This window comes from Gordonia sp. Z-3, assembly GCF_036233855.1.
GTDB classification, from domain to species: domain Bacteria; phylum Actinomycetota; class Actinomycetes; order Mycobacteriales; family Mycobacteriaceae; genus Gordonia; species Gordonia tangerina.
In genome coordinates, this window is record NZ_JAZARS010000001.1 from 145,304 (window position 1) to 160,553 (window position 15,250).

The following is a 15,250-nucleotide window of genomic DNA, read 5'->3' on the forward strand; positions in this document are numbered from 1 at the left end:
CCGGCCCCGCCGACAGATTCCGGAATCGCGCCGAGAGCATGCGGAATCGCGCCGGCTTGACCCGGTAACCTGTCGTGAAAATGACTGCGCACGTGGAGTGCTCCACGGATTTGGTCCCCACCTGCGGTTTCCCCTACACTTGTGGGGTTGCCTGCGGCACCGACGTGCCGCAAATCGGCTCGCGAACCCACTGGGATGGCCGTCGGAAGACGAAAACCCCAGGCAGGCGCGTGTCCGGTGGGCAGCAGACCGTGTGCGTCGGGTCGGCAATCCGGCGGGCATACAAGTCCAGGTCAAGGAGACAACGAGTGATTCAGCAGGAATCTCGCCTGCGGGTCGCCGACAACACCGGAGCAAAGGAAATCCTCTGCATCCGCGTGCTCGGCGGTTCCTCGCGGCGCTATGCCGGCATTGGTGATGTGATCGTCGCCACTGTCAAGGACGCCATCCCCGGTGGCAACGTGAAGAAGGGCGAGGTCGTCAAGGCCGTCGTCGTGCGCACCTCCAAGGAGCGCCGCCGTTCGGACGGCAGCTACATCCGCTTCGACGAGAACGCGGCCGTCATCCTCAAGGGTGAGAGCGATCCCCGCGGGACCCGCATCTTCGGCCCGGTCGGCCGTGAGCTGCGTGAGAAGAAGTTCATGAAGATCGTGTCGCTGGCACCGGAGGTGATCTGACATGAAGGTGCACAAGGGTGACACCGTGATCGTCATCTCGGGCAAGGACAAGGGCGCCAAGGGCAAGGTCATCCAGGCCTTCCCGCAGGAGCAGCGAGTTCTGGTCGAGGGCGTCAACCGCATCAAGAAGCACACCGCCGCCTCGGCCAACGAGCGTGGCGCATCCTCCGGCGGCATCGTGACCCAGGAGGCCCCGATCCACGTGTCGAACGTGATGGTCGTGGACTCCGACGGAAACCCGACCCGCGTGGGCTACCGCGTGGACGAGGAGTCCGGCAAGAAGGTCCGTATTTCCCGCAAGAACGGGAAGGACATCTGATCATGACTTCTACTGAAACCAAGACCCAGCCGCGCCTGAAGACTCGCTACCGCGAGGAGATCAAGGACGCGCTCAACACCGAGTTCGACTACGCCAACGTCATGCAGATCCCCGGCGTGGTCAAGGTCGTCGTGAACATGGGTGTCGGCGACGCCGCCCGCGACGCCAAGCTGATCAACGGTGCCGTCGAGGACCTCGCGCTGATCACCGGTCAGCGCCCGGAGATCCGGCGCGCCCGCAAGTCCATCGCGCAGTTCAAGCTGCGTGAGGGCATGCCGATCGGTGCCCGCGCCACGCTGCGCGGCGACCGGATGTGGGAGTTCCTGGACCGTCTCGTGTCCATCGCACTGCCGCGTATCCGCGACTTCCGCGGACTCTCCGATCGCCAGTTCGACGGCAACGGCAACTACACGTTCGGCCTCAACGAGCAGTCGATGTTCCACGAGATCAACATCGACAAGATCGACCGGCCGCGCGGTATGGACATCACCGTCGTGACCACGGCGACCAACGACGAGGAAGGCCGCGCGCTGCTGCGTCACCTGGGCTTCCCGTTCAAAGACAACTCCGTGAAGGAGAACTGACATGGCAAAGAAGGCTCTGGTCAACAAGGCCAACAAGAAGCCCAAGTTCGCCGTGCGGGCCTACACCCGGTGCAACAAGTGCGGTCGTCCGCACTCGGTGTTCCGCAAGTTCGGTCTGTGCCGCGTGTGCCTGCGCGACATGGCGCACGCCGGCGAGCTCCCGGGCGTGCAGAAGTCCAGCTGGTAACTCCCGATCCCGTAGTACCAACCGGCGCTACACGCCGGTAACTACTACGGATTCGAAGGGTTTGGCGATCGGCCCCACCTCCACGACGGAGGTGGGGCCGATCGTGCTACCCGGCAGTGGGTTTCCGTCGCCGGCGTTCCTTCCGGTTGGGACCGTAGCTGCGCGAGATGACTCGCGGTCCGGTGATCGGGACCGCTGGATCGGACAGAACGCCCTTCACCGGTTGATGCTCCGGCTCGAGCGCGTACGCCTCATCCCAAGGGAAGTGACCCCAGTCGTCGGGCCAGATCACCTGCAGGGCGGGCGCGTCGGGGAACAGGACGTTGCTCACGCACATGTCGTCCTTGTCGATGAGTTCGACGAGGCGTAGCGGCACATCCAGTGCGGCGACACAGATCTCGGTGCCGGCCTGCACGAGTTCGGTCCAGTCGCACCGATGCAGCAGGTCCCCGAGTTCGTTGATCACCGCGCCGGAGGTTGCGGCGTCTAGGCCGTAGACGATCAGCTCGGGGATCGAATGCAGCGTTAGGCCGGTGGAATAGGCGAAGGCGCAGTCGGGTACCTCGCATTCCTCCGCGCACTCGGCGCACAACTCCGAGACCGCGGTCACCGACCACCCGTGTGCTCGAATGCGATGGATCGTGTCCTGGACGAGCGGCTCGGGATGCCATCGCGGCAACCCCCGGATCGCGGCGGCGTGGTCGGACATGTTCGCTCCTTTGTTCGAAGGTGCGGTCCAGTAGACCAGGCGGGTCCGACAGGTTCATCCGGCTCCAAGCGGCCGAAGGAGACGAGCGATCGGCGCAGCGCGGATCAGCTTGCCGATCGCTGCGCGATCCCAACCACCTCGTCCTCGGTGGGCGGACTCGGCGGGTGATGACTCAAGCAGAGCGGGGTCGTCACCTTGGTGAACCCGGCGCCCTCGCGCGCGACGTAGAACACGCCGGTGCTCAGGCGGCCGACGTCGCCGATCGAACTGCCCTTCGCGCGGGCGATCTCCTGTGCGGTCGCGATCTGCACAGGTGCGTTGAGCATGCCGAAGAACTGCGTGGCGGAATTGCCGGGGATCTTGGCGTTGAGACCCTTGGGTGCCTGCGTCGCGAACACCAGGCCGAGTCCGTACTTGCGTGCCTGCGACACCAACGCCAACGTGCTCTGCAGGCAGGCGGTGCCACGGTCGGCGGGCGCATAGTTCTGCGCTTCGTCCATCACGAAGAGTCCGCCGAGCGGCCGCCCCTCGGCTGGGTGCTTCTTGATCCACGCGAACAGCGCCATCTGCAGTTCGTTGACGAAGTTCTGTCTCTTGTCATCGCTGGTTAATGCCGAGAGGTTGATCACCGAGACGCGGGCGCGATACCCGGGAGACGGCGTGAGCAGGACCGCGGGGTTCGCGGGCGCTCCGGTGCCGCCGAAGAGCGGGTCGTATGCGCGTGCGGCCTTGAGGTTCTCGGCCATCTCGGCGGCATAGCGGCGCGCCTCCCGCAGTCCGCTGACGTCGTCGGGCAGGTCCGTCAGCAGATCGATGAACTCGACGATCCCGCCGGACTGCCGTCGACCGAAATAGCGCAGAGAGTCCATCAACACGGCCCGTGACTGCGTGGCCTTGGCGGTCTTGCCGCCGACCATCGCCCGGGGGATGAGTCCGGCCGTCGCCGCTTCCACGGCCGCCTCGAACTCGTCCGCGTCGTCGGTGACCTCACTCAGATCCGGGAGCGGGCGAAAGCTCAACGGACGGCCCGACGAACGGCCCGGGGTGAACACGGCGACCTCGGTCCCGGCGATGTAGTCGGCGGCCTTGTCGCGTTCCGCGTCGTCGGCCCACGTGCGCTCGTCGTGCGGCCATGCCGAGCCGAGCCGTGACAGATCGTTGTTCACGTCCAACACGATCGACGAGACACCCTGCAGCGCACATTCTTCGACGATCCGTCGGATCAGGACGGTCTTGCCGGAACCGGACCCGGCGAAGATCGCGGTGTGTTTGCGCAGGGCCTCGAGCGCGATGGTGACCGGACGTCCGGACCCGACCTCTGCACCCATGGTGATCTTCCCGGCGTCGGCATCGCCACTGATGATCGGCGCGGGTGGCCGTGCGGCGGCGCCGAGCACGACACTCGTGGCCGACTCACTGAGCGCGGACACCGCGTAACGGTCGCCGCTGCGATCGGGCGTGACGGCGGAGCGGCCCCGTGGCCGTTCGTGTCGTGCCGGCTGGTCGGTCCGGACGAGGTCGTCGACCGTTGCGGCAGGCGGGACGGCGCGCGCGGCGGGCTCGAGGATCTTCGCGATGAAACCGACTCGCGCGGCGGGGTTTCGGCGGGCGGTCCATTCGCTGAGAAATTCCGAACGCTCCGAACGTATCCGCGCGAGTGCGGTGAGGACCGTGATGTCGTCGTCGGTCCAGGCGACGACCCGTCCACCCCGCTGGTGGAGTTCGGTGACCATCTCCGCGGTCTTGGCCCCCGACGGCCAGGGGCCGCGGCGGAGGATGACCAGGGTGCGTGCGGCGCTGCCGAGTGACAGCCCGGCGGCGGTCGTCGCGTTGGCGAGACGGGCCTGCACCGAGCGTGGGTGCGTGGCCGAGACGGCCCGGAAGCTCCACGATTCCTCGGCATCGGTCTCGGGATCGAGAATCCGCGTGATCCGTCCGTGGAGCACGGCTTTGGGACTGGGCTTGGGGTCCTGGCGGAAGGCGTCACCGGTGTCGCCGAGTGCCTCGATCCAGGAGGCGAACCCGGCCTGCAACAGAGCCGGCACGGTCTGATCCTCCGACTCCGGCGTCAGGGCGAGGGAGGGATCGGCCGCCGCGAGCAGCTCCGCGAAGCGCTGATCGAGTTGTGCCAGTTCCGGTCTTTCGTTGTCGGTGGGTACCGGCTCGACCGGCGTGTCGGTTGTCAACGACGCCATCTCGCGGAAGGCGTCGGCGCGCAGGCATGCCCCGATGTGCCGGTCGACAGTCCGCATCAGTTCCCGCGGGGTGAAGTCGACGGACGCCGACAGTGCGGCGTCCGAGACCGGCCAGGTGGGATACGGCGCGATGAAGTCCGCCTCGGCGAAGCACGGCGCGAACCGCTTGGCCAGCAACGCCCGACCGAAGTCGGCAGATGGCGGACGCTGCAGTCGTGGTGGCTGGCGGAACCGGTCCATCGCCGACGCCATGACATTGGCCTCGAGATACTCCCACGCTGCGGTGATCGAGGAGACCACGGCCGCCGTCCGGCTCATCGTCTCGCGGATGGACATCAGGCCGTGAGCCACCTTCTCGACCGAGTTCTCGTCGTGTCGGTTCTCTGATTTGGCCGCCTCGATCAGCGTGTCGATCTGGTCGATGGCCAGCACCGTCGCATTGTCGAAAGCGATGATGCGCGAGATGTTCTCGACGATCTCCTGGTAGCCCAGGCGTGCGTTGCGGATTCCCCACTCCGCGAGCTCCTCGCTGTCGTCGACGTCGAGGTGCAGGAACGCCTCGCCGAGATCCTTGGTCGCGAAGTCGTCGGCCTCGGTCAGCACCAGCGCGCGCAAGATGTGCTGAGACCGTCGGCGGTGCCGCGAGTGCGTGGTGTAGACGGCGGTCACGTACCGATCCAGGATGTCTGGGGTCACCGACGTCTCGCCGGTCACCGCCGCCAGGTCGTCGGGTTCGACGCCGGTGGCCGTGCCGAGTCGGTCGAGCAGCTGGGCGAGTTGGGAGCGGTGCGTCGGGGTGGGCCGGCTGAGGTCCTCCAACATGGCAACCAACACCGAACGCCAGAAGTCCTCACCATCGAGCAGCTTCACCAGGAAGAAGTACCCGCCTCCCGCCTGGACGCGTTCGCGCACCTGACCGAGCAGATGTGTCTTCCCGGCGCCTGCGGGACCCCGCACGGCGACACCGAGTGGGCTCGTCCCCTTGCTGCGCTGCGCGTCGACGAAGGCGCGCATGATGTCGTCGACGGTGGACTCGTGCAGGCCGGGGACATGCAAGGGAGCCTGGGCTCCCCAGACGTCGTCCGGGGTGGCGGCCCAGTCGAGACGTATCGATTCCAACGCCTGCCGGGTGCGTTCATCCATCATCACAGCTCCTCGATGGCAAAGAGATGACACTCCTGGGTGCCGACGACCACCGCGGCGTCGCGGTCGGCTCTACTGAGCAGTGCCCGGTCTTCTTGCGGAATCAGACTCACCCCCGGACTGCGCTGGAGGTTCACCAACGCGTCGTCGACGGTGTCGGCGGCCTCGTCGGACAGGGCAGTACGCAGCGCCGCCACCGCCACCCATGCGCCCGGACGTGGCGCGAGATCGTGGTAGGCCGATCGGATTCGGCTCTCGATGCCGATCGTCGCGGATCGGTCGGACCCGGATGGCTCGGTGTCGGGCTGTTCGGTGATGGGCTGTTCGGCCGGACGGAACACCTCGTGCAGCCGCAGATCTTCGGTATCGAGGTAGCGGCCGATGGCAGCCATCACCGCGTACAGGGCCCGGATCGGGGGTTGTGATCGGTGGGGCGGATCGGCTGCGAGTTCCCGGCTGCACCACGCCCATCCACGGTCGGTGAGCGCATGCACGTAGCTGTTGCGCGGTCCGCGGACCGACTCGATGAGGCCCAGGTCGTTGAGCGTCTCGCGGCTCCTGCGGGTGAGTTCTGGGGCCAGGCGGCGCAGCTCCGGGTTGGGTACTTCCCGTGCCTGGGACAACAAGACGAACAGCACCGCGCTCTGCGACGGTGTCAGCGAGGCGTGATCCAACGTCAGTGACTCCTCGTCGGTCGCGAAGCCAGATGGTCTGCCGACACGGCGTCACTGATCTGCGCGGCACGGCGCGGTGGTGTACGCGCGCGTCGAGCGCGGCTCGGGTCGACGGACATCGCCGCGGGTAGGCCATCGATCATCGGCGGACGATCTCGGCGGTGATCGCGGGAAGTGGCCGATGGCGGGAAGCGACAGTCATCGAGAGAAATATATCGGTCGGCGCCACCGTGGGCTCGGCGATGTCCCGCCGTCGTCGGCCGGCGCCGCGATTTCGGGTGTCGCGACGCGCTATGTCGCGTGCTCGCGGACCGGCCCCCGTTTGATTCCCAACAGCGTGAACACCGCGGCGCCGGTCGCGAAGACCACGAGCAATGCGAGGCCGACCGTGTAGCTGTGCTCCTCGGCGTTGTAGGTCGCGCCCATCACCATCGGCGGGAAGAAGCCGCCCAGGCCGCCCGCGGCGCCGACGATGCCGGTGACAGATCCCACTCGTTCGGTCGGGGCGGATTGCGCGACCCAGGTGAACACCGATCCCGACCCGAGTCCCATGCAGACCGCCATCAGCACGAAGTCGAGGCCCGCCAGGAACTCCAGCGGAGGCTCGGTGATCATCCAGATCGCCAGCACCGCAGCACCGGCGCAGGAGATGAAGGTGATCAGCTTGGGTCCGAACCGGTCGGACAGTACGCCTCCGATGGGTCGTGCGATGACAGCTGCGACCGCGAATCCCGCGGTGCGGGTGCCGGCCGCCTGCAGGTCGAAGTCGTAGATGTCCTTGAGATAGGTGGGCAGATAGGTGGAGAAGGCGACGAAACCACCGAAGGTCGCTGCGTAAAGGAATGACATCTGCCAGGTGATGGGGAGTTTCGCAGCGGCGATGAGTTTCGGTGTCACGGCCGCGCGATTGGGCTGCCAGGCGGGCGAATCGTGCATGAACATCCACACGATCACCGCCACCACGACCAGTCCCGCCGCGACGATCACGTGGGTGGTGACGTAGCCGAACCAACTGACGAAGCGCGGCGTGAAGAACGCCGACAACGCGGTCCCGCCCATACCGGCGCCGAAGATACCGGTGGCGAAACCGCGCTTGGACGGTTGATACCAGGCGTTCACGAACGGGATGCCGACCGCGAACGTGGTGCCGGAGATACCGAGGAAGAAGCCGACGACGAGCATCATCGGATAGGACCCGACCTCGCCGGCGACTGCGACCAACACCACGAAGGGTGCGGTCGCGATCAGCAGAACGGGGAACATCAACCGGCCGCCGTATCGGTCGGTGAGTGCGCCGGTGAGGATGCGCCCCACCGAACCGACGATGATCGGGATCGCGACCAACACCGACTTCTGGGTCGACGACAGGTGCAGGACCTCGGCATAGCGCACACCGAGCGGAGCGATGAGATTCCATGCCCAGAAGCTGATGCAGAAGGCAAGCGTCGCGAGGGCGAGGTTGAGGGTCTGACCCGACCGGAGATCTGCCGGGGTCGACGTGGCGGTGGTCATCGCTGGCGATCCTTTGTTCCGACGGGCGCCCAACCGGGCCGGTACGAGCGACTGCCGGGCGACTGCGCGACATCCCGGCTGCGGTAGACGATGTAGGGTCGGAACAGATAGTGCACCGGCGCGGTGAAGGCGTGGACGAGCCGGGTGAAAGGCACCATCGCGAACACCAACATCCCGACGAGCACGTGGATGTGGAAGCGCAGCGGTGCGGCGGCCATCGCATCCACATCGGGTTGCAGCACAAAGATCGACCGGAACCACGGCGACACGGTCTCGCGATAATTGACGCCCTCGGCGTCGGGCAGAGTGCCGATGAGGGTGATGTAGACGCCCAGAACCAGTGCGCCCGTGAGGACCACGTACATCAACTTGTCATTGGCCGTGGTGGCCATGAAGACCGGCCCGGTACGCCGTCGGCGGTAGATCAGAATCGCGATTCCACCCAAGGTCGCGACCCCCGCGATCAGGCCGAAGCCGGCGGCGACGACGTGATAGAGGTGCTCGGAGACCCCGATCGCCTCCGTCCACGACTCGGGGATTACCAAACCCATCGCGTGGCCGATGATCACCACGAGAATGCCGAAGTGGAACAGCGGTGACCCGATCCGGAGCAGCCGGGACTCGTAGAGCTCGGAGGATCGGGTGGTCCAGCCGAACTTGTCGTAGCGGTACCGCCAAATGGTGCCGCCGATCAGCAGCAGCAGCGTCACGTACGGTAGGACTCCCCAGAGCGCCACGTTCATTGGTTCGCCTGTGATCTCGACATCGGTTGGGTGCCGACGGCCGTTGGGGTGAGCGGTAGCAGACGTGGATCGAACGGGGCCAACCCCACCGTTTCGACGGGTGCGGACGCATCTCGCATCGCCATCACCGCGTCGCGTTCGGTTGGCGAGACGCCCGGCAGGGTTGCGCACACGGCGCCGATGACGTCGGCATAGGGAGTCTGCCGCTCTTCCAGTGCCAGACGCAGCAACTCAAGGGCCCGGCGATGCTCGACGAGGAGTTGGGTGCCGGCATACCGATCGCGGGCGGTGAACTCCAGCACGATGGGCAGATGATCGGGCAATTCTCCGCGCAGGTCGACCAACAAGCCGCTGTCGCGGTAGCGCTGTTTGAATTCGCTGAGCACCGAGCCGCGCCGGCGGGTGTCCCCGGCAGACCAGTACGACAGGTAGAGGGTGTGTCGACGAGAGAGGTCGAAGATCTCGATGTAGTGCTGCCGCAGCGTCATTGGATCGGTGTCGCGAAGGTGGGTGACGAACGAGCGAAGCGGGGCGACTGACTGGTCGGTGGCGGGTTGTTCGGCGAGTGCGGCGTCGAGAAGTGGGACCAGCGCCAGCGTGTCGTCATCGGGATAGCTCAGGCACACCGAGGCCGCCTGGGCGATGACGGCGGGGTCGGCGGTCCGCGACCGGCGCCACCTCATGTGCGTTCCGATCGTCGCGGGAACAGGCCGTCGGGGGCTCCGTTGCCGTCCCAGTTGAGCAGGTTGGTGCGGCCGGCCAACGAGTCGGAGCCCGCAGCGGTGTCGGTGGTCTGACGTTGCCGCAGGGCATGGAACGTCTCCACCGACACCGGTGCCGGGCGCCCGCTGGCCTCCCCGAACGCCGACGAGTCGAACATGCCGGGCCCGTCGTCGTAGTCGAGGGAGCAGCCCATCTCTTCGAGGTCGTGCGCCTGTTCGAGGTGCGCGGTCGGGATGACGTAGCGTTCGTCGTATTTGGCGATCGCCATCAGCCGGTACATGCGGTACATCTCTTCTTCGGTCATGCCGACTGCGGCCGGAATCGACGCGTCGAGCTCGCGGCCCAGCGTCACATTACGCATGTACGCCCGCATCGCAGCCAGGCGGCGCAGCACGTTCTCGATCACCGAACTGTCGCCGGCGGTGAACAATTCGGCGAGATAGTCCACCGGGATGCGCAAGGCGTCGATGGCCCCGAACAGGTTGCGGTGACTCTCGCCGTCGTGGCCCTGATCGGTGAGCAGATCGACGATCGGCGACAGCGGCGGAACGTACCAGACCATCGGCATGGTGCGGTATTCCGGATGTAGGGGCAATGCGACGCGGTACTTCTTGGCCAGTGCGTACACCGGTGACCGACGGGCGGCGTCGAGCCAGTCGTCCGGGATGCCCTGTACACGTGCTGCTGTGATGACCTCGGGATCTTCCGGGTCGAGCAAGAGGTCCAGCTGGGCCTGGTAAAGGTCCTGTTCGTCGGAGGTCGATGCCGCGTCGGTGACGGCGTCAGCGTCGTAGAGAAACAGGCCCAGGTAACGCAACCGCCCGACGCACGTCTCTGAGCACACGGTGGGTAGCCCCACCTCGACCCGCGGATAGCAGAAGGTGCACTTCTCGGCCTTGCCGGACTTGTGGTTGAAATAGATCTTCTTGTAGGGGCAGCCAGTGATGCACTGTCGCCAGCCGCGGCATCGGTCCTGGTCGACGAGAACGATGCCATCCTCGGACCGTTTGTAGATCGCGCCCGACGGACACGACGCCATACACGACGGGTTGAGGCAGTGCTCGCAGATCCGCGGCAGGTAGAACATGAAGGTCTGTTCGAAGCTCAACTTGATCGCGTCTTCGGATTCGCGGCGCAGCTTGGCCACGATCGGGTCGAGTCGACCCATTTCCGGTGCGCCACCGAGGTTGTCGTCCCAATTGGCCGACCACGTCACCTTGGTGTCCTCGCCGGTGATCAGCGACTTCGGGCGCGCGACCGGGAAATCGTCGCCGAGCGGGGCGTCGACGAGGGTCTGATAGTCGTAGGTCCACGGCTCGTAATAGTCGTCCAGGGTGGGCTGCACCGGGCTGGCGAACAGCGTGAGGAGCTTCTGCAACCTTCCACCCGTGCGGAGCCGCAGGCGGCCCCGCTTGTTCAGCTTCCATCCGCCGCGCCACTGGTCCTGGTCCTCGTAGCGCCGCGGATAACCCTGTCCCGGCCGGGTTTCGACGTTGTTGAACCAGACGTACTCGGTGCCGGCCCGGTTGGTCCAGGCCTGCTTACACGTGACCGAGCAGGTATGGCAGCCAATGCATTTGTCCAGGTTCATCACCATGCCCATCTGGGCCATCACGCGCATCAGTACGTCACCTCCTGGTTGCGTTTGCGGATCGTGGCGACCATGTCGCGCTGATTGCCGGTGGGGCCGAGATAGTTGAAGGCATACGACAACTGCGCGTAGCCGCCGATCAGGTGGGACGGCTTCACCAGCAGGCGGGTGGTCGAATTGTGAATGCCGCCGCGGCGGCCGGTGGCCTCCGACTTCGGGACGTCGATGGTGCGTTCCTGGGCGTGGTGGACATAGCAGACACCTGCAGGCATGCGGTGGCTGACAATGGCCCGGCAGACCACCACGCCGTTGGCGTTGACGCATTCGATCCAGTCGTTGTCGCAGACGTCGATGGCTGCGGCGTCCTGCGGGCTGAGCCATGCGGTCGGTCCGCCGCGGGACAGCGACAGCATGAACAGGTTGTCCTGGTACTCGGAGTGGATGGACCACTTGGAATGTGGCGTGAGGTAGCGCACCGTGATCTGCCGGCCGCCATCGGGACCCAGCTTGGGTTCGCCGAACAGCAGGTGCATGTCCAGCGGTGGGCGGTAGATGGGCAGCGACTCGCCGATGTCGATCATCCAGTCGTGATCGAGGTAGAAGTGCATGCGCCCGGTGAGGGTGTGGAACGGTTTGAGCCGTTCGATGTTCACGGTGAACGGGGCATAGCGTCGGCCACCGGTCTCCGATCCGGACCATTCCGGCGAGGTGATCACCGGCACCGGCGCCTGCTGGGTGTCGGCGAACCGGATTCGCTTCTCCTCGGACCCGCGTGCAAGATCGTCGAGTGGCATCCCGACGCGCTGTTGGAGCTTGCCAAAGCCGTTGACGGCCAGTTCGCCGTTGGTGGTGCCCGACAGGGTGAGGATGGCCTCGGCGAGTTTGGCGTCGGTGTCGATCGCGGGTCGGGAGTCGCCGGCACCGCCGAGCATGACCCCGTTGGCCTCGGCCAGTCTGGCGGTCTGTGCGGCGAGGTCGTAGGTGATGTTCTTGACCGTGAAGCCCGTCGAGTCGGCCAGGGGCCCGATGGTGGCCAACTTGTCGGCGATGGCGGTGTAGTCGCGTTCGACCACGCTGAAAACCGGCGTGTTGTGCCCCGGTTGGGCAGGCGCATCACTGCGCACCCAATCCCGAACCCGGCCATGGGGTTGCGCCGTCTCGCCGGGTGTGTCGTGTTGCAACGGCACGCTCACCAGGTCGCTGCGCACGCCGAGGTGTATGCGAGCGAGGTCGGAAAGTTTTCGCGCGAGCAGATGGAACATCTCGAAGTCGGTCTTGGCCTCCCACGGCGGATCGATCGCCGGGGTGAAAGCGTGCACGAACGGATGCATATCCGTCGAGGACAGATCGTGTTTCTCGTACCACGTCGCGGCCGGGAACACCACGTCGGAGAGCAACGTCGTCGACGTCATCCGGAAATCCGCTGAGACCAACAGGTCGAGCTTGCCCTCGGGTGCGTCGTCGTGCCAGGCGACGTCGCGCGGTCGTGGGGTGTTGGGGTTCTCGGTACCCAGGACGTTGTGGTGTGTGCCCAGCAGGTGACGCAGGAAGTACTCGTTGCCCTTCGCCGATGATCCCATCAGATTCGAGCGCCACAGAACCAATGTGCGGGGCCAGTTCTCGGGGGCGTCCACATCGGCGATCGACGGTGTGAGAGCGCCCGACGTCAGCTCTTGGGTGACGTAGCTGCCCACGTCGTCGGCGTCGCCCGCCGCGACGGCTGCGTCGGCGGCCTCGGCCACCTCGAGCGGGTTGGCCGAGAACTGCGGGTAGAACGGCATCCAGCCCAGGCGTGCGGACTGGGCGATCGCATCGGCGGTGTGTTGGTCGCCAAGAACCCCACGTGCCAGGGGAGAGGCCAGCGAAGCGGTGGAGTAGCCGTCGTTGCGCCATTGGTCGGTATGCATGTACCAGAACGAGGTTCCGGTCATGGTGCGTGGTGGTCGGGTCCAGTCCAGCGCGTTCGCCAGCGAGATCCACCCGGTGATCGGTCGGCACTTCTCCTGACCCACGTAGTGGGCCCAGCCGCCGCCGTTGCGGCCCATACACCCAGTGAGGATCAGCAACGACAGGATCGCCCGGTAGGTGGCGTCGCCGTGAAACCACTGGCAGATCCCGGCACCCATGATGATCATCGACCGACCGTCGGATTCGTCGGCGTTGGTGGCGAATTCGCGGGCGATCCGGATCGCCGACTCGGCCGGCACACTGGTGATCTCGGCCTGCCAGGCCGGGGTGTAGGGGATGGTGGTGTCGTCGTAACCGCTCGGCCAGTCGCCGGGCAGCCCGTCACGGGCAACGCCGTACTGGGCCAACATCAGGTCGAACACGGTGGTGACCAGGTGCCCACCGACACGGCGGGTGGGCACGCCGCGACGTAGCACCGTCCCGCTGCCGTCGGGCGAGTCGAACGCCGGGAAGCCCACCATCACGGGTTCGGCGGATGCGCCGTGCAGACTCAATGCGGGGCGGACACCGCCGAGATCGAGGTTCCAGTTGCCCATGCCGGAATCGGCGTAGCGAAAACCCATGGAACCGTTGGGGACCACGGGTTGCCCGGTGTTCTCGTCCAACAGTACGGTCTTCCACACGTCTTCGTCGGGAGACGCGGCGAGGTCGAGTTCGTCGGCGGTGACGAACTTTCCGGGCACATACGATCCGTCGTCGTGCTCGTCGAGGTGGATCAGGAACGGCAGGTCGGTGTAGGTGCGTACGTAATCATCGAAAAACGGTGTGCGGCGCCGTACGAAATACTCGGTCAGAATTACATGTCCCATTGCCATCGCCAGCGCCGCGTCCGTGCCGGCCTGCGCGGGCAGCCATTCGTCGGCGAACTTCGTGTTGTCGGCGTAATCGGGACTCACGGTGACGACCTTGGTGCCGCGGTAGCGGACCTCGGCCATCCAATGGGCGTCCGGGGTGCGGGTGACGGGGACGTTGGAACCCCACATCAGCAGGTAGGTCGCATCCCACCAGTCGCCCGATTCGGGAACGTCGGTCTGGTCGCCGAACACCTGTGGGCTGGCGACCGGCAGATCGGCATACCAATCGTAGAACGACGTCATCACGCCGCCGATCAACTGGATGAACCGGGTTCCGACGCAGTGCGACACCATCGACATCGCTGGAATGGGGGAGAAGCCGGTACACCGGTCTGGTCCATGGGTCTTGATGGTGTGGACGTGGGCGGCGGCCGCGATCTCGATCGCCTCGTCCCACGAGACCCGGATTAGTCCACCCTTGCCGCGAGCGCGTTGATAGGAGCGGCGGCGCAACGGATCGTCGACGACATCGGCCCAGGCGAGTACCGGATCACCCAGGCGTGCCTTGGCTTCCCGGAACATCTCCACGAGAACTCCGCGGGCATAAGGGTAGCGGACGCGGGTGGGTGAGTAGGTGTACCAGGAGAAAGCCGCCCCTCGCGGGCATCCGCGGGGTTCGTACTCGGGACGGTCGGGACCTACGGACGGGTAGTCGGTTTCCTGGGTTTCCCAGGTGATGATGCCGTCTTTGACGTAGACCTTCCACGAACACGATCCGGTGCAATTGACCCCGTGGGTGGAACGCACCACCTTGTCGTGGCTCCAGCGGTCGCGGTAGAACACGTCACCGTCGCGACCGCCGCGACGGAACACCGCGCGACCGTCGTCAGACTCGTCCCACCGGGTGAAGAATCTGCCGATGTCCAGCAGAGCCTTCGCCGCTTCACCGTCAACCCCCGCTGACCGGCCCATAAGCCGTAACCATACGAGCTCATGCCCGTCGATTGGTGAAATGCGGGAAATCAGTTGATGAACCGCTGTTGCTCACAACCGCGCACGTGGTCGGTGAGGTTCGGCGTCTGGTGTGCCCGAGGTGGATGTCAGCTGGTCGCCACTGTGAGTAGGACGGCCGAATCCTGTTGTGCCACCAAGCCGTGGCGTTCGTCTGGGATGGCCAACAGATCGCCGTCGATGCCCTCCCATTTCTCGGTCGCGGTGCTCAGCGTGACGTGTCCGCGCAAGATCTGCAGACTCGCCTCTCCCGGACTCTCGTGATCGGCCATCCGGTTCCCGGCAACAAGGGCGATGACCGTCTGGCGCAGGCGATGATCGGCACTGCCGTAGAGGGTCTGGGCAGCCCGGCCGCTGCTGGCGGAATGCGCGGTGGTGAGCAGTCGGTCGACGAGTTCGGGCAGGCGGGTGGCATCCATA

At 65.9% G+C, this 15,250-nt stretch carries 13 protein-coding genes; 4 read left to right on the forward strand and 9 right to left on the reverse strand.

What is annotated here, in order from left to right:
• The first annotated feature begins 308 nt into the window (after positions 1-308).
• From rplN to VX037_RS00545, 4 genes are read left to right on the forward strand one after another with little or no spacing between them, the layout of a single operon-like run.
• The gene (gene rplN / locus VX037_RS00530; protein WP_235724965.1) at positions 309-677 is read left to right on the forward strand and encodes a 50S ribosomal protein L14; all 369 of its coding nucleotides are present in this window, start codon (positions 309-311) and stop codon (positions 675-677) included.
• Between the two features lies 1 nt (position 678).
• Positions 679-996, forward strand: a complete 318-nt coding sequence (gene rplX, locus VX037_RS00535; RefSeq protein WP_235724966.1) for a 50S ribosomal protein L24 — start codon at positions 679-681, stop codon at positions 994-996.
• A gap of 2 nt (positions 997-998) precedes the next feature.
• Complete coding sequence (rplE, locus tag VX037_RS00540; RefSeq protein WP_235724967.1) at positions 999-1,580, forward strand: 50S ribosomal protein L5; 582 nt, start codon at positions 999-1,001, stop codon at positions 1,578-1,580.
• A gap of 1 nt (position 1,581) precedes the next feature.
• The gene (locus VX037_RS00545; RefSeq protein ID WP_160900647.1) at positions 1,582-1,767 is read left to right on the forward strand and encodes a type Z 30S ribosomal protein S14; all 186 of its coding nucleotides are present in this window, start codon (positions 1,582-1,584) and stop codon (positions 1,765-1,767) included.
• Between the two features lie 106 nt (positions 1,768-1,873).
• Here the strand turns inward: VX037_RS00545 and VX037_RS00550 are convergent, their stop codons facing one another.
• From VX037_RS00550 to VX037_RS00590, 9 genes are all read right to left on the reverse strand, one after another.
• On the reverse strand, positions 1,874-2,476 hold the full coding sequence (locus tag VX037_RS00550) for a DUF4262 domain-containing protein (RefSeq protein WP_235724968.1): 603 nt from the start codon (positions 2,474-2,476) through the stop codon (positions 1,874-1,876).
• A gap of 104 nt (positions 2,477-2,580) precedes the next feature.
• Positions 2,581-5,814 (reverse strand): helicase HerA domain-containing protein, encoded by a 3,234-nt coding sequence (locus VX037_RS00555; RefSeq protein ID WP_328713033.1) that lies wholly within the window; start codon positions 5,812-5,814, stop codon positions 2,581-2,583.
• Positions 5,815-5,816: 2 nt separating this feature from the next.
• Positions 5,817-6,488, reverse strand: a complete 672-nt coding sequence (locus VX037_RS00560; protein WP_235724969.1) for a MarR family transcriptional regulator — start codon at positions 6,486-6,488, stop codon at positions 5,817-5,819.
• Positions 6,489-6,779: 291 nt separating this feature from the next.
• On the reverse strand, positions 6,780-8,000 hold the full coding sequence (locus VX037_RS00565; RefSeq protein WP_235724970.1) for an MFS transporter: 1,221 nt from the start codon (positions 7,998-8,000) through the stop codon (positions 6,780-6,782).
• Positions 7,997-8,743 (reverse strand): respiratory nitrate reductase subunit gamma, encoded by a 747-nt coding sequence (gene narI, locus VX037_RS00570; RefSeq protein WP_235724971.1) that lies wholly within the window; start codon positions 8,741-8,743, stop codon positions 7,997-7,999. Before narI ends, VX037_RS00565 begins: the two co-directional genes overlap by 4 nt.
• Positions 8,740-9,426, reverse strand: a complete 687-nt coding sequence (narJ, locus tag VX037_RS00575) for a nitrate reductase molybdenum cofactor assembly chaperone (protein ID WP_235724972.1) — start codon at positions 9,424-9,426, stop codon at positions 8,740-8,742. Before narJ ends, narI begins: the two co-directional genes overlap by 4 nt.
• A complete protein-coding gene (gene narH, locus VX037_RS00580) occupies positions 9,423-11,087 on the reverse strand; it encodes a nitrate reductase subunit beta (protein WP_235724973.1) in 1,665 nt (554 codons plus the stop codon). Before narH ends, narJ begins: the two co-directional genes overlap by 4 nt.
• On the reverse strand, positions 11,087-14,791 hold the full coding sequence (locus tag VX037_RS00585) for a nitrate reductase subunit alpha (protein ID WP_235724974.1): 3,705 nt from the start codon (positions 14,789-14,791) through the stop codon (positions 11,087-11,089). The genes narH and VX037_RS00585 overlap by 1 nt, the downstream gene beginning before the upstream one ends.
• 128 nt (positions 14,792-14,919) lie before the next feature.
• Entirely contained in the window at positions 14,920-15,249 is a 330-nt protein-coding gene (locus tag VX037_RS00590) for a LuxR family transcriptional regulator (protein WP_235724975.1), read from the reverse strand.
• Position 15,250 lies beyond the last annotated feature (1 nt).

Excerpts from the sequence above, each read along its gene's own strand:
- VX037_RS00555 (WP_328713033.1), bottom strand. The coding sequence starts at position 5,814 with ATGGATGAACGCACCCGGCAGGCGTTGGAATCGATACGTCTCGACTGG.
- narI (WP_235724971.1), bottom strand. The coding sequence starts at position 8,743 with ATGAACGTGGCGCTCTGGGGAGTCCTACCGTACGTGACGCTGCTGCTG.
- VX037_RS00565 (WP_235724970.1), bottom strand. The coding sequence starts at position 8,000 with ATGACCACCGCCACGTCGACCCCGGCAGATCTCCGGTCGGGTCAGACC.
- rplE (WP_235724967.1), top strand. The coding sequence starts at position 999 with ATGACTTCTACTGAAACCAAGACCCAGCCGCGCCTGAAGACTCGCTAC.
- narJ (WP_235724972.1), bottom strand. The coding sequence starts at position 9,426 with ATGAGGTGGCGCCGGTCGCGGACCGCCGACCCCGCCGTCATCGCCCAG.
- rplX (WP_235724966.1), top strand. The coding sequence starts at position 679 with ATGAAGGTGCACAAGGGTGACACCGTGATCGTCATCTCGGGCAAGGAC.
- VX037_RS00590 (WP_235724975.1), bottom strand. The coding sequence starts at position 15,249 with ATGGATGCCACCCGCCTGCCCGAACTCGTCGACCGACTGCTCACCACC.
- VX037_RS00585 (WP_235724974.1), bottom strand. The coding sequence starts at position 14,791 with ATGGGCCGGTCAGCGGGGGTTGACGGTGAAGCGGCGAAGGCTCTGCTG.
- narH (WP_235724973.1), bottom strand. The coding sequence starts at position 11,087 with ATGCGCGTGATGGCCCAGATGGGCATGGTGATGAACCTGGACAAATGC.
- VX037_RS00545 (WP_160900647.1), top strand. The coding sequence starts at position 1,582 with ATGGCAAAGAAGGCTCTGGTCAACAAGGCCAACAAGAAGCCCAAGTTC.
- VX037_RS00550 (WP_235724968.1), bottom strand. The coding sequence starts at position 2,476 with ATGTCCGACCACGCCGCCGCGATCCGGGGGTTGCCGCGATGGCATCCC.